This is a genomic window from Pirellulimonas nuda (genome assembly GCF_007750855.1).
GTDB classification, from domain to species: domain Bacteria; phylum Planctomycetota; class Planctomycetia; order Pirellulales; family Lacipirellulaceae; genus Pirellulimonas; species Pirellulimonas nuda.
This window is the reverse complement of record NZ_CP036291.1, coordinates 5,125,093-5,143,355: the sequence shown is the minus strand read 5'-3', so window position 1 is coordinate 5,143,355 and position 18,263 is coordinate 5,125,093. Positions and strand designations below refer to the sequence as shown.

The following is an 18,263-nucleotide window of genomic DNA, read 5'->3' as shown; positions in this document are numbered from 1 at the left end:
CTCTCGCGGGCTAGTTCCCCCCTGCGGTTAGCGCCCGCCGCGGCCGCCGCCACCGCCGCCACCACCACCGCCCCGGCCGCCGCCGCCACTGGGAGCACCGCCGCCGCCGCCCCCGCGGCCGCCTGTGTCGCCCCCGCCGCCGCCACCCGATTCCCGGAGCCTGCGGAAGAAGTCCATGCGTTGCATGAACTCTTCGCGTTGCTTCTCGGCGTCGGAACTCGATCCGCTGCTAGACGATGGGCTGCTGCTGCGCGAGCTAGAAGTACGCCCCGACGAGCTGTCGCTCCCGGTAGTAATCACGGCGTCTTCGCCCAGCAGCGATTGCAGGGCGTTCTTCACCGCTTCTGCGTTCGTGTTGCGTAGCGACACCACGCGGGTCGACTGCGGCGTTTCCAGGCCCTCTTCGTCGAGGTCCTTGACCAGCCGCTCGACCTCCATGAACAGTTGATCGGGCGCGCGTACGATCAGAGAGTTGCTGCGCTCGTCGACGCCGATCGTCATTTTGGCCTCTTCTTGGGTGTCTCCCCCGCCGGCTGCGCCGCCACCACCCTTGCTGCGCAGCATCTTCATGATGTCTTCTGGGCTCGGCCCGCCGCCGCCCCGCCCGCCGCCGCCGCTGGCTTGCTGCATGCGGTCCTGGTAGACCTCTTTGACCACCTCGGCGATGGAGGCGGCCTTGTGGTTCACAACGGGGATCATCCGCGGCCGCCCGCCCGCTTCGACTTCGGTCGGACCGATCCGCTGGTCAATAATCCGCAGCAGCCGCTCGATGGACTCGAGGTCGTCTGGACGGGCGTAAACGATTAGGGCGTTCAGGCGTACATCGGGCACAATATCAACGCTCGCCGAAGAGAAGCCGGCGGCGGAAGAGTCGCCCCCCCCCATCCCTAGCAGGTCGCCCATCAGGCCCCCGCCCATGTCGCCCATCGCCGCGTCTGCGATGCCTCCCAGCAGGCCGCCGCCACCGCCGGCGGAGCTGCTGGCGCCGAACACCTTCGACAGGATCTGGGCCGCTACAGGCGCCGTTGAGTACCTCAGGTAAAACACGGCGTACTCGCGTCCCCCCGAGGCCGACCGACCGGCGCTGGCGGACAGCAATTCTTCAAACTCGTCGAGGGCGTCCAGGTCCTTCGAGGCGATGATCGTGCCCCCTGCGCCCGGCGCCACAAACAGCGTCGCGGACCGCTCTTGCTGCGGCGCCGCGGGTTGTAGCGCTGCTTGAGGCTGTGCTTGAGGCTGGGCTTCTTGTGGTTGGGCCGCCGCGCCCTCGGCAGGGGCGGCTTCACCGGCCGGCTCTTGCTGGGCAGCGAATCGCGCCCGCACCCGGCCGGGGGCCGGCAGGCTCGTGCCGCGGTCGATCGGGGGCGCCGCGCTGGGGGGGGCGAACTGCTGGAACATCGACTCCAGCGGGTCCAGCGGGGACATCGGATCGCCGTAGCCGCCGTGGTCGCTCGGTACGAAGCTGGGGATCACTTCCGAAGGGGTGACGATCCGGATCTGGTTGGGTCGCAACGCCGGCCAGATCCGCTCGATCTGCGACAACGCCGATCGGGCCGCGGCGCCGGTGTACGGCAGCATCCGCACATTGCCGCGGGCGGCCATGTCTGCCTCGTAATCGGAGCTCTCGCCCATCTTCTCTAGCAGGCCGCGGATTTGTGTGAGCTGGCTCCCCGACGCGCGGATCAGCAGGCTGTTGGTGTACAAATCGGCGTCGACCACCGGGGCGCGGGGATCGGGCTTCTCGGGGTTGGGCCCGGCAAACAGCCGCTGGATGGCCATTACGGCCGACGTGGGATCGACTTCGTACAGCGGGATCACCTCGATCGTCCGGGCGTCTTGCCCCATCTGCTGCAGCGTCGCCCGGATCGTGGCGTGCTCGGACGGCGTCGCCAGGGCGACCAGGTTTCCGGTCGCTGCGTCGGTCGCCAGGCGGGTCCCTTCGCTCCCGGCAAGCAGCGTCTGCACGACCGAGAGCACCACTTCGGGGTCGGCGCTGACCACCGGGTAGACCTCAAGCTGCGGCGCCTCGGCTGCGCCCGTTCCCATCGAGCCCGGCACGTCGAGCAGGTCGATCAGGTCCGCCAACGCCCCCAGCTTGTCGCTGTTGCCGCGGGCGAGGATACGCTCTCCCATGAAGTCGATGGCCAGCCGCAGCGAGCCGTCGTCGGTCGACAGCGAGCCCTCCGGGATGCCAAGCATCGGCCGCAGGGCGGGGAGCAGCTCGTCCGCTAGGGCGAATTTGAGGTCGAAGGTCTTCAGCTCGCCGTCCAGCAGGTCGCGGCGTCCGAACGCCTCGACCACGTCGCGGATCACCCGGATCCGCCCGGCGGTCTCGGTCACCTGGATCATGCCGGCCGAGGGGACGACCACGATCGAGCCCTGCGGGCCAACGAGCGACCGGAGCTGATCTGAGGCCTCGGCGGGGGTGACGCCCCGCACGCGGAACAGCACGCGGATCAGCTCGTACTCGCCGCGGTCGTTCAGCTCGTCGAGCGGGACGTCGGTCACCAGGTTGGGCGGGATGCCGTCTTCTAGGTTGGCCAACAGCAGCATCCGCCCCTTGCGGACCAGGGTGTACCCCTTGGTCAGCAGCACGCTGTTGAGCACGTCGAGCGCCTCGGCGGCGGTGTAGCGCTTGGTGTCTTGGTAGTTGAAGGTGCCGGTTGGGGGAGACTCAAGCACCAGCGACAGCTCCGCCTGCTCGGCGTACCAATCGATCACGTCTTTCCACGGCTGGTAGCGGAAGTTGATGGTCATGCGGCCGTCGCCGGCCGGCACGGGCGCCGGCGCCGCCGCGGCGACCGCTGGCTTGTCGTCTGCTTTGCTGTCGGCCGGCTGTTCTGCCTCTGGCTCCGCCGCCTTCTCTGCTACCGCCTCGGCGGCGGGGGCCGGCTTCATGTCGGAGGGGGAGGCTTCCGGTTGGCTCGGGGCCGGCTGGGCAACGGCGGGCGCTTCGCTGGCCGCGGGTCTGGCTTCCGAGGCGGGCTTGGCGTCCTCTTTAGCTTCGGCCGGCTCGTCCGCGGCGGCATCCGACGCCGGCGCCTCGACCGGCTGCTCTAGGTTCTGTTTGGTCCGCTCGATCGCCTCGTCCATCGGCACGGCGGCGGCGATCGCCTCAGCGGCGTCAAACGCGGGGTTCTCACGCTCGGCGGCAAGCTCGGCCACACGCTGCCGCTGCGCCTCGCTCAGCAACGCCAGCCCCGCCCGCTGGACCGCCAAGCGGAACGGCGCCAGCCGCTCAACCTGGCTGGTCTTGGGGATGCGTTCCGCGGCGACCGCCAGGCTGGCGCCGCGGAGTTCTGCGTCATCGATCACGTCAAACAGCTTGTCGCGTTGGGCGGCGGTCAGGCCGAGCTGCTTGGCCACTTCGGGCTCAACGGCGATCGACAGCGTCCCCACCAGCTCTGGCACGGCCGCGGGAGCGGCGCTGCCGGCAAGCAGGGCGCACACCGCCAGGAGCCCGACGGGGAAAAAACGGAATGAATCGTTCGGTTGCATGCGTAGATCTGGTTCAAGGGCACGGCCCGCCAGCGGGCTGTGCCTGGGCCGAAGTTGGTTGGGTCGTGGAGGGGCGCCGGAGCGCAAACGGAAACCGTTATCCTCATGGTAGTTGCCACGATTTGCGTCCGCCACGAGCGCAGCGGTTTTCGCCGCCGCGCAGTGCGCCTCTGGGAGACTAAACCCCGGACCAAGCGATTAGTTGCTAATGGAAATCCCCCAACCCACCCGCGGCCCGCATCTTGGCCCGTAGAACCCGCACGGGGGGCCGGGCGGGTAGAAAACGGGGGGGCCGTACCCCAGCGGCTGCTCCTCGATCACGATCGGCGGGGCCGATGGCGCCGGTGGCGGCGATTGCATCGCCTGGATCACTTCTGAGGGCACCCCCTGCTGGTGCAGCGCGATGACCTCCTGCACCGTCGCGGGATGGTCGACCCCCGAGGTGCGGACGTAGTCCACGATCAATGCCGGGCTCACGCCGGCGCGGCTGAGCGCCACCACCTGATCGGGAGTAGCTGTGCCGGCCGGCACCTGACGGCCGTAGGCCGCCTCGATCTGGGCCCGGTTTCGCGCCGCGGCCTCGTCGATCGAGCCCCCGACGACCGATCCGGTGAGCGCCCCGACACCGGCGCCGATGATCGCTCCTGCCGCGGGGTTGCCCGATTGGCTGCCGATGAGCGCCCCGGCGCCCGCCCCCAGCAACCCGCCGGCCCCCGCCAGCCGGTCCTGCTGGTAGGGAGACGCACAGCCCGCCGCGACGAGGAGGGTCGCACCGGCCAGCAGCGAGCGCAGCGTCATGTGCGGGGCGTCCTGTCCGCGGGGGGGGGGAGGGGGGGGAGCGGGAGGCTCCCAGACGCCGACTCGGCGGTCAAGACGAGCCGCCATCCCGAGCGAGCCGGGCCGTCCCCGGCCCCGGGGCCGGCCCGGCTCACGCAGGAGCAAGGCGGGCTACTCGGGCTACTCGGGCTCGGCCGCGGCCCGCGCCTTTTCCATGGTGATGAGGTTCCCCTGCTCGTTGTGGGTAACCGTGTCCATGTAGGCCTGGATCAACAGCATGCCGCGGCCGCAGGCGGCCTCCAGGCCCTCTTCGGAGGTGCAGTCGGCGACCCCCATGGGGGTGAAACCGGCGCCTTCGTCCTCCACCTCCAGCCGGAACTTGTCTCGGCTGCAGCGGCAGTCGACGCGGACCTGCTTCGCCTCGTTGCACTGATTGCCGTGCTTGATGGCGTTGGCGAGCGACTCTTCCAGCGCCATCTGCACCGCGAAAAAGTCGCGTCCGCTCCAGCCCAGAGAGGCCATCCGCTCGAGGATGTCTTCCATCAACGGAAGGTGGGCGCCGCGGCGGCTAGGCAGCGACGTAGCGACGGTCCAGTCCCAGGCTTCCTTCAATTCAGCAGCCTCAGCGTTTCGGGCGGTCCGGACGCCCTAATTGTCCACCTACTCCTGCGAATCCGCCGTTCCCGGGCCGACGCGCCGCGCGGCTAGAGAACCGCCAGGGCGTCTGCCTCGTCGTCTTTTATCTTAAACAGCTTGGTGAGTTTGGTAATGGCGAAGACTTCGTAGATTTCTGGCCTGATGTTGGTCAGGATCAGGTCCGCCTTGCTGGTGCGGACCTTCTTCTCGAAGCTGATCAGCTTGCCCAACGCGGCGCTGGAGAGGAACTCGACGTTGCCGAAGTTCAGCACGATCTTCTTCAGCCCCTCGCGGTCTACCAGATCGTAGAGTTCCTGTCCCAGTTCTTGGATCTCTTCTTCGTCGATAATCTTCGAGTCGTTAAAGGTCACCACGGTGACCTGCTTCGACGTACTCAACTTTAGCCTGTGGAAAGCACTCATAGATCAGTCGTGGGTCGCCGGCAAAGGAAAGCGATCAGGAGTTGGCCGAGCGGCCGCGACCTAAATCGCGCGAACATAACGCTTTGTCGCGATCATATCCCCACCAGAAGGGGAGTCAACTGCAGGGGCTCGGCAGCCGCGGTCCGCCGTGCGGCCCGGACCAGAGCGGGGCGGGGCCGCGGGCACATTTTTTCATCAATTTGCTGGACTTGGGCCCGATCTCTGTTATGATGCGGGAGATTCAGGGAAGTGCCGCCTGGCAACGTGTCGGGGTAGACGTTGATCTTTCGAACGCGGTCTTTCGACCGTTTCGACGTCTGGCCTCATTATCATCATCCGCTGCCCGACTGCTTGGCCTCTTCTCTGTTCCGGCCCCGTCGCTTCACCTCCCGGTGTTCGGCGGGGTTTTTTTGTAGACTTACGCCAAGGCAGACCTCCGGTTGTCCCCCAACAACCACTGTCCCCCAACAACCGCTGGCGTTACCCACGATCGATCCCAGGCAAGCTACGTCATGACGATGAGCAATGGATCGCCTTGGCGATTAGATGCAGGCCGCGCCGTGCTTACGCAGGGCGCCTTGCGCGGCCATATCGACCTGGGCAGCCCTGAAGCCGGCGCCCGCATTCAGATGGCAGACGCCGACGAGATCGGCGTCCTCTGGCGGCGGACGAACCCCGGCGACGCACGCAGCCTCGAAGAGGCGTATGTCCGCGGGCCCGACCTCGTGGCAGCGTACGCCCCCGACGCCCGCTTTCCGTTCCGCGAAGAGTTCTACTGGCGTGTCGATGACGAGCCGCGCGCCGCGGGCGACCCGGCGGAGTTGTCGGCGCTCGTCTCGCTGCAGACGCAGCTTCTCGACACTTCGCCCAAGGTGTGGGTCCAGTCCCAGTGGCGCAGCGAAGAATCGGTCGCGCTGCAGGGCCCCGCGGGGGCCGCTGCCGTGCTGCACCGCATCGTCGGCGGCGGGCTGTCGGTGATTGAAACCGTCGACCCGGCCGATGTTTGCGTCGGTCCAGAGTTGACCTCATCGGAGGCGGGCGCCTCGGTGCGGTGGAGCCTGAACTGCCCGTTCTTGGAGAAGGGGGTTATCCGCCGCGCCCGGCTCGGGATCGCCGTGACGGGGCGCGACAACGACGTCGAAACGGCCCAGGCCTGGCTGCGGCGGTTCGCGTCCCGCGCCGTCGCCCTCACGGCGTAGGCCGCTCGATGATGCGGAACTCGGGGTCGTGCAGCCGGGCCGCGCCGCAGAGGATCCGCACCCGGTCTTGCTGGCGACGCGCCTCGTACGCCACGCCGTTGGCGGGGTTCTCTCGGTACGGGGGCAACTGCAGCCCCCCCGCGGTCGCCAGCCCCACCGCGGCGGCCTCGCGCCGCGCGCGGTCGTCGTAGGCAAGCTGCATCGCGTCGGGCAGATCGCGGAAGAAGAGCTCCTTGGCCAGCGTCCCGGCGGGGAGCAGCTCCAGGCGGTCGACCAGCGGTTTGCGCCACTCGGAGAGGGGGCGGCGCGACTGCTCAATCACCCAGCCGATCGCTTCTAGGTAGGCCAGCTCATCGGCTTCGATGTCTGCGCTAGACGCGCTGCGCCAGTTGGCCATCAGCCCGCGTTTGTTCAGCGACTTCTTCTCTTCGTCGGTTACCAGCTTGTCCAGCAGCCCGGCCTGCACCGCCTCGTAGGCGTGCAGCACCACGGCCCGTTCGCCCAGCAGCGGCTCGCGGAGGCCCGTCTCGCCATCCAGAGACTCACGCAGGGCGGCGTAGAGTTGGTCGATCTCGGCGGTGGTGCAGGCCGCGGACCAGGTTACTTCCTCGGCCGCCAGCAGCGCCTCGGCCCTCAGCAGCCCGGCGAGGGCCCGCGTCTCGATCCTGGCGGTCTTGGCCAGCGCGTCGGACCAGGCCAACGAGGCGGCCACGTCGCTGGCTGCGCCGGCGGCGTCGTTGTTGGCCAACCGCACCGCCCCCCGCAACAGCAGTGCGCGGGCCGCGATGGCCGCGTCGTCCAGCGACGCCATCTGATCGAAGAAGCCCTGCTCGAACCTGGGGGTCGGCCCCCCTTCTAGCCGGCCGGTCGCGGTGTCAACGCGGTCGAGCAGCAGCTTGTGGTTCTTGAGCCACTTCTGCACCTCGGAGAGCGTCTCGAAGTCGAACGTGAAGCGGTCGCCCGGCGTGTACGCGTCGAGCTCCTGGCCCAGCGAGAGCCGCTGCTGATCGTGCAGCATGAGCGTGGGGAAGGGCCGCCCCATGGCGGCGCGCTGGGCCATCTGCAGCGGCAGCCCCCCGTCGGCCTCGATCTGCTCGATCTGGCCGCGCAGCGGCGCAAGCGACGAAGCACGCGCCGTGGGCAACGCCGCGCACTGGCGCACCACGGCCGCGTAGTCGGGGTCGCGCTGGCCGCAGCCAACGGCGCAGGCCATCGCGGCTAGGCAACACAAAAGCCGAACGCCGCGGGACATCCTGTCCCCTCTTGGGCAAAGGCGGATACGGGTAGAAGCGAAGTCGTTAGTTGGTCCGCCGGGCCGCTGCGGCCGTGCGTTGACGGGCGCGGGGCGCGGGCGACGCCGGCGCCATCGGGGCGTTGAGCCCGCACAGGTCCAGCTTGGTCAGGTCGCTAAACTCGACCAGCTCGGCGAGGCCCGCCGCGGCTAGTTCCCGCCCCCCGACGTACCGGCCGGGCGAGATCCATTGCTGCATCAGGTCTCGCGGCGCCTGGAACAGGTCCGCCAGCAGGGCGTCCATGTCGTTCTCGAGCTGGCCGAAGTGTCGCGCCCACTCGGCCGCTTCGGAGAGGCCGACGTTCTCTTCGCTCTGCCACCGCATGGGGTGGAACAGCAACACGCTGAAGGGGGTGACGATCCGCCGGCTGCACGCGGCAAAGGGCCACAGCGTGGCGCTAGAGCACTCGCCCGTGACCACGCCGGTCGCCTTGAGCCCGCGGAGCCGGATCAGCGTCATCAACGACATCGCGCAGTAGGGGCTCCCCCCCGGCGAGTCGAAGTAGATGGTGCACTCACGGCCCGGCTCTACGCTCAAGAGCCGGTCGGTAAGCTCTGCTTCGCAATCGGTCAAATCGCCGACCATGGCGATCTCGATCGGCCCGTCCTGCTCCTGGTCATCGTTCTGCATGCTAACCCTGCGTGCTTGACGCGTTACGTCCGCGTAGGTCGCCGGCGGCTCCCCATGGCCGCCCGGCACTAGCTACTCAGTTTAGGCCCGACCGGCAATCCGCACCAGATTTTGTTCGTTAGGTTGTCGATTCGTTGGGGCCGCCGGCCTGCCGCGGGCGGCATAATCGGCGCTTCCGCGCGGCCGGCTCGGGGCCCCGGGGGGCGGCCGGGCGTGATTCTCCGGCAATTGCTGCTAGAATAAGGCTTCGGTAACTCGCCTGGGCCACTTTTGACTGCGTGATTCGATGGGCATCCGCTTTTCCTGCCCCAATGGCCACCGCCTTAACGTAAAGCAGGAACTCGCGGGAAAACGCGGCGTATGCCCCTCGTGTGGGGTAGGGATCGAGATCCCTATGCCCCCGCCAGGCGGGCCGTCGGCGTCAGCCGCCGGAGCAGCCCCAGCGGCTACTCTGGCCTCCGCGGCGCCACCCACTGTCGCCCCAACGCCACCCCCCGCGGCCGCCCAACCAGCCACGCCTCCGGCCCCCAAGCCGCCGGCGGCCGAAGTAGACAGTTCACCGGTTTGGTACGCGCGGTCGGCCGCCGGCCAGCAGTTGGGCCCCGGCCCTCTGGCGGAGCTCCGCCACTGGATCGACTCCGGCGCCATCGCCGACGAGGGTTACGTGTGGCGCGACGGCTGGCCCGAATGGCGTGTGCTGGCCGATGTCCGCGATCAACTGCTCGCGGCCGCGCCAGCGGCGCCCGTGGCTCCCCCCGCACAAGAGGCACAAGAAGCAGAAGGGCCTCCCCCGCAGGGGTTTGCGGCCCCCCCGACGCCCACGGCGCCTGCCGCCCCGGCGGCCCCGGCGGCCGCGCGTCGCATCCGCCACCGGCAGAAGAACAATTCGCTGCGGGTAGCGCTGGTCGTTGGGCTGCTGCTGGTCACGATCGCGCTGGCCGTGGCGTTAGGGGTCGTGCTCAGCCAGCAGAACGTCGCGGCCGGTGGTTGACGTTGCGGGCCGGCGGGCGGCTATGATCTGGGAGGCGCGATGCGCAGCAACCTTGTCTTGAACCGTTCAGAACGGCAGCCCCACCTCGTTCTTGAGAGGACCTAGCATGACGAAACCCGCCCCGCTCCGGCACGCGCTCGCGTGTTTCTTGCTCGCGACGACGCCCCTCGCCGCCTTTGCAGTAGAGACAGAAACCGAACCCGCCGCGGCGCCCGCCGCCGCCAAGCCGGCGCCGGCCAAGCGTGCCGAGCCGCAGACCATCGCGCTCGCCGAGGGCGCCCTGGCCATCAAGGCCCCCGCCGCGTGGAAGCAGGTCGAGCCGCGTAACCGGATCATCGAGGTCGAGCTGGTGGTGCCCCCGCCGGCCGACGACCAGGCGCTCGCCGAGCTAGAGCCCGCGCGGCTGACCGTGATGCCCGCCGGAGGCTCGGTCGAGCAGAACATCGCCCGCTGGATCGGCCAGTTCCGCGGCGCCGGTGGGGGCGCGGTGCGGGAGCAGGCCAAGATCGAGGAGCTCGAGGTCCGCGGCATGCAGGTCCACACCGTTGAGATCGCGGGGACCTACCTCGACGCCCCGCGCGGCCCGTTCGGTCCGACCGAGGAAAAGCCCGAACACCGCCTGCTGGGCGCCATCGTGCTGAGCAAAGACGCCGGCAACTACTTCATCAAGATGACCGGCCCCGACGCCGTGGTGGCCGCCGCCCGGCCGGAGTTTGTCGAGTTGGTCGGCAGCATCACCAAGCAGAAGCCCGCAGGGTAGAGCCGTTGGACAACGCACCCCTGGACGAGCGCATCTGGGCGCCCTGGCGGCTGGGCTACGTCAAAGGCGACGCCCCCGGCGCCCCCCCGCCCGAACCCAGCGGCTGGCGGCCCGCCGCCGACCACGGCTGCTTCTTGTGCCGCGCCGCCGCAGAGTTCCAGGACCTGGGGTCGGCGGATCAACAGCTCCTGGTGATCCGCCGCCGTGCGGCGAGCCTCGTCTTGCTCAACCGCTTCCCTTACGCCAACGGGCACCTGCTAGTCGCGCCGTTGCGGCACGTCGGCGGCATCGCAGAGCTCACGGACGCCGAGCACCTCGAGATGCAGCAGTCGATCGCCTATATGACGGACCAACTGCGCGAGCGCCTAACCGCCCAGGGATTCAACGTGGGGCTGAACCTCGGCCGCGACGCCGGCGCCGGGGTGCCGGGGCACTTGCACTGGCACATCGTCCCCCGCTGGCCGGGCGACCACAACTTCATGCCCACCCTGGCCGGCGTGCGAGTGATCCCGCAGTCGCTCGAAGCGGTGTGGGAACTGCTGCGGGGTGACGAATAGGACGCGGATTCTCGCGGATTAAGCGGATCAGCACGGATAAAATCCTTGATCTGCGTCGATCCGTTCAATCCGTATAAATCCGCGTCCTATTCGTCGATCTCGCTAGCAGCACGCCGCCGCGGGCTGGTCATGGTGACCCGTCGGCCGTCCAGCTTCACCCGCCCGCCGGCCAGCATCCGCAGCACGTGGGGGTAGGCTTCTTTTTCGGTCTCGAACACCCGCGCGGCCAGCGACTCGGCCGTGTCGTCGTCGAACACCGGCACCGGCTGCTGCCAGATGATGGGGCCCTGGTCGTACTCGTTGTCGACGAAGTGGATGGTGACGCCGGTGACCTTGGCGCCGTAGTCGAGCACCGCTTGGTGGACCCGCTCGCCGTACATCCCCTGGCCCCCGAACGCCGGCAGCAACGACGGGTGGATGTTCACCACCTTGCCGGCAAAGTCGTCCGGCACGGGGGCGAACTTCAAGAACCCGGCCATCACGACTAGCTCGACCCCCGCGGTGCGGCACCGCGAGAAGATCCCGGCGCCGTAGGCGTCGTGCGAGTCGTAGTCGCTGCGATTGACGACCGAGGTCGGCACGCCGGCTTGCTCGGCGATCTGCAGCCCGCCGGCGCTCGCCGAGCTCGAAATCACCAGCCGTACATCGACCGGCACCTTGCCCGCTGCGACCAGGTCGAGCAGGTTTTTGAGCGACCGGCCGGCGCCGGAGATCAGCACGGCGATGGGGAGCGGGTGTCGGTCCGTCATTTCACCTTCAGTACCGGACCGTTGGGATGATCTGGATTGGGAATCAAGCGCTGTCGAGCACAGTCGGCCAACAGGTCGGTCGTTTCGAGCACGGTCTGGCCGATCAGCACTTCATTGCCTAGTACGAGCGTCGATTCGGTCGTCGATCTACCCGACAGCTCGATACGCAGAGGTTCTGTCAATTCGACCGTCTCCGTCTCGCCGTTGGCCAGTTCGATCTCTAGGTGTTCGACAGTGGTAAGCCCGAGTCGCTTGGCAAGGCTCGCCGGTATGCAAGTGCGGATGGCGCCGGTGTCTACCTTCGCGTCGGTCTGAACGCTTCGGACGTCGTGCGCCTCCATCCCGCCACGACGCACGAGACCTTCGTCGATCGCGTTGGTCAACGTTACATCAACGCGGATTTCAACCATCTCTGCTGCGGCTCGCATGCTGGCGCCTCGTTAGTCTGACTTCGCGCGGTGGTCGTGCAAAAACTAGACGACCCGCAGGAACAGCTTGGCTGAGCCATCCCCGATTCTCACTTCGATCGATTGTACGTCGATGAGAGGCCCCAGCGAAATCGAATCTGCGAGCGTTTCTCCTGCAATGTACTTCTTGTGCGACTCGACCGCCGATCGTAGCTGGTCTGAATCGGATTCGAAACCGATCTCGATCCGGTCCGTGAACTCACAACCACGCTCCTTGCGGGTGTCCTGAATCGCTCGCACGACGTCCCGCGCCAGCCCCTCCGCCACCAGCTCCGGCGTCAACTCCGTCGACAGCACCGCCACCACCCCCTTGTCGTTGGCCGACGCCCAACCCGGCTTGGCCTGGATGCGGACCTCGACCTCTTCCGGCGTGAGCTGCACGGCCTGGCCTTCGATCTCCAGGTCAATCAGCCCGTTGTCGCGGAGGTTCGCAAGAAGTTCTGATCCACTTTGCTGACTGAGCGCCTGCTTCACCTTCGGCATCAGCTTGCCAAGGCGCTTGCCCAGCAGCTTGAAGTTGGGCAGCACCTCGTGGTCGACGTATTTTTCTGGCGTGTCGCTGAACTCCACCGCTTTGACGTTCAGCTCGTCCGCGATCACCCCGGCGTGCTCTTCCAGCCAGGCCTGGTGCGTGTTGTCCGCCAAGATCACTTCGACCCGCGCCAGCGGCTGGCGGACCTTCAGCTCGGCGCCCTCGCGCGCCCGCCGTCCGAGGGACGAGATCAACCGCACCAACGCCATCCGCTCCGAGAGCTTCTGGTCGATCGCCGCGGCGTCCGGCTCGGGGAAGTCGCACAGGTGAACGCTCTCAGGGGCGCCCTTCACGATACCCGACAGGTTCCGCCACATCGCGTCCGCCAAGAACGGCGTGAACGGGGCGATGATCTTGCAGGTAGTGGTGAGGCACTCGTACAGCGTGGCGTACGCGTCCAGCTTCTCCTGCGAGTCCGTCTGCTTGGCCCAGAACCGGTCGCGGCTACGCCGCACCCACCAGTTGCTCAGCGCGTCGACGAACTCGGTGATGGCCGCGCACGCCGTGAAGTTGTCGTAGGCGTCCATCCGCTCGATCACGGAAGCGGCGGTGCGGTGCAACTCGCTGATAATCCAGCGGTCAAGCTCGGACCGCTCGGCCAGCACGCGTTCTCCCCTCCCCCCGCAGGGGGAGGGGTCGGGGGAGGGGGTTGTGACGCGGCTAGCGATCGCCTTGGTGAGCGTTTTCCCAGGGGCTGCCCCCTCCCCTAGCCCCTCCCCCTGCCGGGGAGGGGGACCGGGTGCGGCAGCGCCGCTGGGCGACCAGCCGTCGATGTTCGCGTAGATCACCAGAAAGCTGTAGCAGTTCCACAGCCGCAGCAAGAACTCGGGGATGCTGTCCTTGATCGCTTGTTCGCTGTAGCGGATGGCGGTCCACGGCGGCTGGTTCGCCAGCAAGTACCACCGCAGCGCGTCGGCGCCGTACTTGTCGAAGATCTCACGCGGCTCGCGGTAGTTCCGCTTGCTCTTGCTCATCTTCTGCCCGTCTTCGCCCAGCATCAGGCCGAGCACGATGCAATTTCTGAAGGGGTGAGGGTAGAGGGGCGAGGGGCGAGCACTAGCGGCGCCGTCCTTTTCTCGCCGGTCGCCGCTCGCCTCTTGTTCGCCGAACAGCATCGTGCTGATGGCGAGCTGGCTGTAGAACCAGCCACGCGTTTGATCGAGCGCCTCGCTGATGAAGTCGGCGGGGAATTGGCTGAAGAACTGGGCCGCCGGGTCGCGCCGTACTCCCTCCCCGGCAGGGGGAGGGCTGGGGAGGGGGTTTGTGGCGCGGAGTGCGCTCGCCTTGGCTGACGGTTGCTCGGGGGCTGCCCCCTCTCCACTTCGGGAGGAGGGGGAAAGCGCCGCGGTTTCGCCGCGGTAGCCCCATTGGGCGAACGGCATCGCGCCGCTGTCGTACCAGCAGTCGATGACCTCGGTGACGCGCTTCATGCGTGCGCCCTCGGCAAACGGCGAGTCATAAGTCACCGCGTCGATGTACGGCTTGTGGACCCGCAGGTCGTCCGGCAGGTCGGGGTTCTTAGCCTTGGCCCTGTCCCAAACGTCGGTCCCGGCGACCCCCGGTTTGGCGAGCAGCTCGTCGTACCCGCCGATTGCTTCTTGTTTCCCGGTGGAGTCGCACTGCCAGATCGGCAGCGGCGTGCCCCAGTAGCGTTCGCGGCTCAGCGCCCAGTCGACGTTGCTCTCCAAGAACTTCCCCATCCGCCCATCTTTGATGTGCTCGGGGAGCCAGTTCACGGCCTGGTTGTTGGCGACCATCGCGTCCTTGTACGCGGTGGTCTTGATAAACCAGCTCTCGCGCGGGTACTGGATCAACGGGTCCTCTTCGGCCCGCCAGCAGAAGGGGTAGTCATGCAGGTACTGCTCTTGGTGGAACAGCAGCCCGCGTGCCTTGAGGTCGCGGATGATGTCCTTGTCGCAGTCCTTGACCCAGCGGCCACGGACGAACTCGGGGGCTTCGTCGGTGAACTTGCCGTCGGGGGCGACGCAGTTGATGAGCGTCGGACCATCGTCCTCGATGAATCGATCGCGTTCTGCGACCAGGACGTCGTAATCGACTTCGCCGAACGCGGGCGCTTGGTGAACGATCCCAGTACCACTATCCGTAGTCACAAAGTCTGCGCCGACAATTCGCCAAGCGAGCGCATCTTCCAATCCGTCTCGCCTCTTGCCCCGAGCATGGGCTTGGTCTGAGTAGTAGCAGTCGAAGGGCGGCCGATATCTGTGACCAATTAGGTCCTCGCCCTTTCTCCGCTCATCGACCTCCAAGAGATCCTGCTTCGTTTTTTGCCGGAGCGTCTCCACGAGCTTGGCAGCAACAATCAATCGATGCGGCTTTCCGTCCAGTTCGGTGCCTAACGCTGCATACTCCAATTCTGGATGCACTGCCGCGAACTGATTACTCGGTAAAGTCCATGGCGTCGTAGTCCAAACGACTAAGCTCTCGTCAGACTCCTCGCAAGCGTTTTCGTCCAGTAATCGAAATCGCACATACACACTCGGGTCCGCCACCTCCCGATACCCCTGCCCAACTTCGCCCGCCGACAGCGCCGTCCCCCCCTGGGCCCACCACCAGACGATCTTGTGACCCTGGTACAGCAGCCCGCGGTCGAACAACGTCTTGAGGCTCCACCACACGCTCTCGATGTAGCTCTGGTGGTAGGTGACGTACGCCTCGTCGAGGTTGACCCAGAAGCCGAGTCGTTCGGTCAGGCGGCGCCACTCCTGCATGTAGCGCCACACGCTCGCTTGGCACTTCTGGATGAAGGGCTCGATGCCGTAGGCCTCGATCTCGTCCTTGCTGTGGATCCCCAGCTCTTTGCAGACCTCGACCTCGACCGGCAGCCCGTGGGTGTCCCAGCCTGCTTTTCTTTCACAACGAAAGCCGCGCATCGTGCGGTACCGCGGGAAGACGTCCTTGATGGTCCGCGTGAGGCAGTGGCCCGGGTGGGGCATGCCGTTGGCCGTGGGGGGGCCTTCGTAGAACACGAACGGCGGGGCGCCCTCGCGCTGGGCGAGCGACTGCTCGTACACCCGCCCCTCTTTCCAGAACGCGAGGACTTGTTCTTCGAGCGCCGGGAAGCTGACGGCGCCATCGACGGGTTGGAACATGGGTAGGAGCTGTCGGCTTTCAGCTTTCAGCGTTCAGCTTGGGAAAGTGATGGTTTGAGCGGCAGTCGACCGCTCAGTAAACCATCCAGCGCGGGCTGTAGAAAGGGCAGCCGAGCTCGCCAGTGAGAGGGGATTGTCCGGCCAACTGCCGCGGGGAGCGCAGGGGGACGCCTCCGACCGCAGCTGCCCAACCAAGGGAAAAGCTGACGGCTGACCGCTGAAAGCTGACCGCGATCGCGCAGCGATCAATCGTCGAACTCGTCCGAGTCGTCGTCGTCCTTGTCGCCGCGGGGGAACTCGTCGGCGTACTCGGTGAGGGCGGGGTCTTCGTCCCACTCTTCTTCGAAGTCGTCGTCGAAGTCGTCGTCGAAGTCGTCGTCCTCGAAGTCCTCAAGCTCTTCGGTCACGCCCGAGTCGCCCGAAGGGTCGTCCCACGAGTCGCCGCTGCTTGAGGCGTCGTCGGTGTCTTCCCAGTCGTCTTCCGTAGCAGCCAACGTACCGCCTCATCAATCAAAAGGAATCGAAACCTGCCCGGCTAAATTGGAAAGGTGACCCGTCGTATTGTCAAGCGACGCCCGACGCAGACAAAACGTTGGCCACGAAAAGGCACAAGAAAGCACAAAACGAAAAGAAGGCTCGGGTGCTTTCCTCGGCGGACGATCGTCCGGATGGAGAGCCCCCGCCGGAGCGAAGATTTTCCCACCACCGCGAGGGCTTCCGTCGCGCGGTGCGTCCCCGCCACCCCTCTTGTGCTTCTTTGTGCCTTTTTGTGGCCATCTGTCCGTACGGGTATACTCGCGGGCATGACGCAAGAATCAAGCAAACTCGACGTGATTGCCGTTGGCGCTCATCCAGACGATGTCGAGATCGGCTGCGGGGGGCTGCTGGCGAAGCTGGTCGAGCAGGGGCATCGGGTCGGCATTGTCGACCTGACCGACGGCGAACCCACGCCCGGCTCGCCCGGCCCCGAGGTGCGGCTGGCCGAGGCCCGGCGGGCGGCCGAGCTGCTGGGGGTGCACGAGCGCGTGACGCTGCCGCTGCCCAACCGGCGGTTGTTCGATACGCACGAAAACCGGCTGGAATTGGCCAAAGTGTTCCGGCGGCTCCGCCCCCGGCTGGTGCTGGCCATCGGCGAGCGGACCCCGATGGCCTCCCCCGACCACTGGCAGGCGATGCAGCTCACCGACGCGGCCGTGTTCTACTCGCGGCTCTGCAAATGGGACGACCAGTTCGACGGCATGCCGGTGCACCGCATCGACGCCCAGCTCTACTACTCGCTGGCCTTTTACACGATCGGCCCCCCCGACCGGGGTAATTACTTCGTGGCGGACATCACCTCTACGTTCGAGCAGAAGCTGGCGTCCATCTTGGCCTATCAGACGCAGTTCCCGCCGGAAAAGCAGGGGATTATCGAGCGCGTCACCGCCATGGCGACCTACTTTGGCCAATCGGCCGGCTTCGAGCGGGGCGAGGTCCTCTCGAGCCCGCGGACCCTCGGCGTCCGTGACCTGATGGGCAACCTGTTCGGGTAATCCAGCCCGGGTGACGCCAGACGGCCGCCAGAAAGGCCAGCGGCGGACGAAAGTCCGCCGAGCAAACCCCCGCAACGCCCAATCTCCCTGCGTTCTGCACCTTTCCGCAGCCAAAACCCCTCCAAGGCCGGGCGGGCGCCCTGCGTGGCGTAGTCTTTGGAGCCGGTTTTTTGGGCGGTGGGGAGTCCTGTAATTGCTGTGTGGAATATTCCGTCCAGAAAGTGATTGCTTTCTTTCATTCGTGCGCGCATAATTCGGCTGAAAGGTTTCACGTTAGCGAGCAGGTGATGGAGCTACAGCCGAAAATCATGGTAGATCAGCGGCGATCGCGGGTGCTAGGAATCGTTCAACGCAGGGGGTTTGCTTCGCTGCCAGACCTAGCGGTCGAGCTGGGGGTGTCGGAATCGACCGTCCGCCGCGACTTGGCCCACCTGGAACGCGAAGGCGCCGCGAAGCGGACCCACGGCGGAGCGTTCTTCACCGGCGCCGCTGGGGCGTCGCTGACGACGCACCAGGTGTCCCGGCAAGAACAAAAACAAGCGATCGCCCGGGTAGCCGCGGGGCTGATCGGCGATCGAGAGACGGTGCTGCTGGATGGCGGCAGCACGACCTATGAATTAGGACAGCAACTGCTGGGTCGGACCCTGCAGGTAGTGACCAACTCGCTGCCGATGGCGAGCCTGCTGGCGGGCGCCAGCGGGATCGACCTGGTGGTGCTGGGGGGCTACGTGCACGGCCCGTCGGGCGCGCTGCACGGCGAGTTCGCCGACCGGATGCTGGAAGGGGTCCGCGTCGGGAAGGCGGTAATCGGGGCCGGCGGGATCAACGCCCAGGGGCTCCACAACGACAACCAACTGATCGTCGGCACCCAGCGGGCGATGATGCGTGCGGCAGAGGAAGTGATCGTGGTGGCTGACAGCAGCAAATTCGGCCGTGCTAGCCTGGCGTCGCTTTGCCCCCTCTCACAGATCAACCGACTGGTGACCGACGACGAGCTCGACGACAAGTGGCGGGAGGTGCTGGCCGACGCCGGCATCGAGGTCCATCTGGCCAGCACGCCAAAGCCGTGAGCTTTCTGCTTTCTGACAACCGACACAACCGACAACACTGA

Annotated in this window: 16 protein-coding genes; 6 read left to right on the top strand and 10 right to left on the bottom strand. The window is 66.9% G+C overall.

The features are described 5' to 3' along the window. Nucleotides 1-27: 27 nt before the first annotated feature. The 4 genes from Pla175_RS20005 to Pla175_RS19990 form a co-directional block, all read right to left on the bottom strand. Nucleotides 28-3,498, bottom strand: a complete 3,471-nt coding sequence (locus Pla175_RS20005) for a secretin N-terminal domain-containing protein (RefSeq protein WP_145289566.1) — start codon at nt 3,496-3,498, stop codon at nt 28-30. A gap of 198 nt (nt 3,499-3,696) precedes the next feature. Then, on the bottom strand, nt 3,697-4,296 hold the full coding sequence (locus tag Pla175_RS20000) for a glycine zipper domain-containing protein (RefSeq protein ID WP_145289563.1): 600 nt from the start codon (nt 4,294-4,296) through the stop codon (nt 3,697-3,699). A 159-nt stretch (nt 4,297-4,455) separates the two neighbouring features. Beyond that, entirely contained in the window at nt 4,456-4,887 is a 432-nt protein-coding gene (locus Pla175_RS19995; protein ID WP_145289560.1) for an ATP-binding protein, read from the bottom strand. Nucleotides 4,888-4,979: 92 nt separating this feature from the next. Then, nucleotides 4,980-5,309 (bottom strand): STAS domain-containing protein, encoded by a 330-nt coding sequence (locus Pla175_RS19990; protein WP_231953979.1) that lies wholly within the window; start codon nt 5,307-5,309, stop codon nt 4,980-4,982. A 542-nt stretch (nt 5,310-5,851) separates the two neighbouring features. On the opposite strand from Pla175_RS19990, the gene Pla175_RS19985 reads away from it, so the two are divergent. Continuing rightward, on the top strand, nt 5,852-6,532 hold the full coding sequence (locus tag Pla175_RS19985; protein WP_145289554.1) for a hypothetical protein: 681 nt from the start codon (nt 5,852-5,854) through the stop codon (nt 6,530-6,532). On the opposite strand, the gene Pla175_RS19980 is transcribed toward Pla175_RS19985, so the two are convergent. Both Pla175_RS19980 and Pla175_RS19975 read right to left on the bottom strand, forming a co-directional pair. Next, on the bottom strand, nt 6,522-7,745 hold the full coding sequence (locus tag Pla175_RS19980; protein WP_145289551.1) for a hypothetical protein: 1,224 nt from the start codon (nt 7,743-7,745) through the stop codon (nt 6,522-6,524). The genes Pla175_RS19985 and Pla175_RS19980 overlap by 11 nt on opposite strands. An 85-nt stretch (nt 7,746-7,830) precedes the next feature. After that, nucleotides 7,831-8,454 (bottom strand): hypothetical protein, encoded by a 624-nt coding sequence (locus tag Pla175_RS19975; protein WP_197527014.1) that lies wholly within the window; start codon nt 8,452-8,454, stop codon nt 7,831-7,833. 286 nt (nt 8,455-8,740) lie between these two features. Between Pla175_RS19975 and Pla175_RS19970 the strand changes: the two genes are divergently transcribed. The 3 genes from Pla175_RS19970 (at nt 8,741) to Pla175_RS19960 (ending at nt 10,762) form a co-directional block, all read left to right on the top strand. Beyond that, nucleotides 8,741-9,445: a DUF4339 domain-containing protein gene (locus Pla175_RS19970; protein WP_315851496.1), complete on the top strand. Its 705-nt coding sequence runs from the start codon at nt 8,741-8,743 to the stop codon at nt 9,443-9,445. A 106-nt stretch (nt 9,446-9,551) separates the two neighbouring features. Next, nucleotides 9,552-10,205, top strand: coding sequence for a hypothetical protein (locus tag Pla175_RS19965; RefSeq protein WP_145289545.1), 654 nt, complete (start codon nt 9,552-9,554; stop codon nt 10,203-10,205). Nucleotides 10,206-10,210: 5 nt separating this feature from the next. After that, nucleotides 10,211-10,762, top strand: a complete 552-nt coding sequence (locus Pla175_RS19960; RefSeq protein ID WP_197527012.1) for an HIT family protein — start codon at nt 10,211-10,213, stop codon at nt 10,760-10,762. 86 nt (nt 10,763-10,848) lie between these two features. On the opposite strand, the gene purN is transcribed toward Pla175_RS19960, so the two are convergent. The 4 genes from purN to Pla175_RS19940 all read right to left on the bottom strand — a co-directional run bounded on the left by purN (nt 10,849) and on the right by Pla175_RS19940 (nt 16,114). After that, the gene (gene purN / locus Pla175_RS19955) at nt 10,849-11,511 is read right to left on the bottom strand and encodes a phosphoribosylglycinamide formyltransferase (RefSeq protein ID WP_145289542.1); all 663 of its coding nucleotides are present in this window, start codon (nt 11,509-11,511) and stop codon (nt 10,849-10,851) included. Continuing rightward, nucleotides 11,508-11,939, bottom strand: a complete 432-nt coding sequence (locus Pla175_RS19950) for a retroviral-like aspartic protease family protein (RefSeq protein ID WP_145289539.1) — start codon at nt 11,937-11,939, stop codon at nt 11,508-11,510. The genes purN and Pla175_RS19950 overlap by 4 nt, the downstream gene beginning before the upstream one ends. A 45-nt stretch (nt 11,940-11,984) precedes the next feature. Then, entirely contained in the window at nt 11,985-15,620 is a 3,636-nt protein-coding gene (locus Pla175_RS19945; protein WP_145289535.1) for an isoleucine--tRNA ligase, read from the bottom strand. A 245-nt stretch (nt 15,621-15,865) separates the two neighbouring features. After that, entirely contained in the window at nt 15,866-16,114 is a 249-nt protein-coding gene (locus tag Pla175_RS19940; protein ID WP_145289532.1) for a hypothetical protein, read from the bottom strand. Nucleotides 16,115-16,423: 309 nt separating this feature from the next. Between Pla175_RS19940 and Pla175_RS19935 the strand changes: the two genes are divergently transcribed. Both Pla175_RS19935 and Pla175_RS19930 read left to right on the top strand, forming a co-directional pair. Next, complete coding sequence (locus Pla175_RS19935; protein WP_145289527.1) at nt 16,424-17,152, top strand: PIG-L family deacetylase; 729 nt, start codon at nt 16,424-16,426, stop codon at nt 17,150-17,152. Between the two features lie 287 nt (nt 17,153-17,439). Next, nucleotides 17,440-18,222, top strand: coding sequence for a DeoR/GlpR family DNA-binding transcription regulator (locus Pla175_RS19930; RefSeq protein ID WP_231953978.1), 783 nt, complete (start codon nt 17,440-17,442; stop codon nt 18,220-18,222). The last annotated feature ends 41 nt before the right edge of the window (nt 18,223-18,263 follow it).

Bases quoted from the DNA above. Each gene is read 5' to 3' on its own strand.
- Pla175_RS19980 (WP_145289551.1), bottom strand. From the start codon at position 7,745: ATGGCCTGCGCCGTTGGCTGCGGCCAGCGCGACCCCGACTACGCGGCC.
- Pla175_RS20000 (WP_145289563.1), bottom strand. From the start codon at position 4,296: ATGACGCTGCGCTCGCTGCTGGCCGGTGCGACCCTCCTCGTCGCGGCG.
- purN (WP_145289542.1), bottom strand. From the start codon at position 11,511: ATGACGGACCGACACCCGCTCCCCATCGCCGTGCTGATCTCCGGCGCC.
- Pla175_RS19985 (WP_145289554.1), top strand. From the start codon at position 5,852: ATGAGCAATGGATCGCCTTGGCGATTAGATGCAGGCCGCGCCGTGCTT.
- Pla175_RS19970 (WP_315851496.1), top strand. From the start codon at position 8,741: ATGGGCATCCGCTTTTCCTGCCCCAATGGCCACCGCCTTAACGTAAAG.
- Pla175_RS19935 (WP_145289527.1), top strand. From the start codon at position 16,424: ATGACGCAAGAATCAAGCAAACTCGACGTGATTGCCGTTGGCGCTCAT.
- Pla175_RS20005 (WP_145289566.1), bottom strand. From the start codon at position 3,498: ATGCAACCGAACGATTCATTCCGTTTTTTCCCCGTCGGGCTCCTGGCG.
- Pla175_RS19930 (WP_231953978.1), top strand. From the start codon at position 17,440: ATGGAGCTACAGCCGAAAATCATGGTAGATCAGCGGCGATCGCGGGTG.
- Pla175_RS19965 (WP_145289545.1), top strand. From the start codon at position 9,552: ATGACGAAACCCGCCCCGCTCCGGCACGCGCTCGCGTGTTTCTTGCTC.
- Pla175_RS19945 (WP_145289535.1), bottom strand. From the start codon at position 15,620: ATGTTCCAACCCGTCGATGGCGCCGTCAGCTTCCCGGCGCTCGAAGAA.
- Pla175_RS19975 (WP_197527014.1), bottom strand. From the start codon at position 8,454: ATGCAGAACGATGACCAGGAGCAGGACGGGCCGATCGAGATCGCCATG.
- Pla175_RS19950 (WP_145289539.1), bottom strand. From the start codon at position 11,939: ATGCGAGCCGCAGCAGAGATGGTTGAAATCCGCGTTGATGTAACGTTG.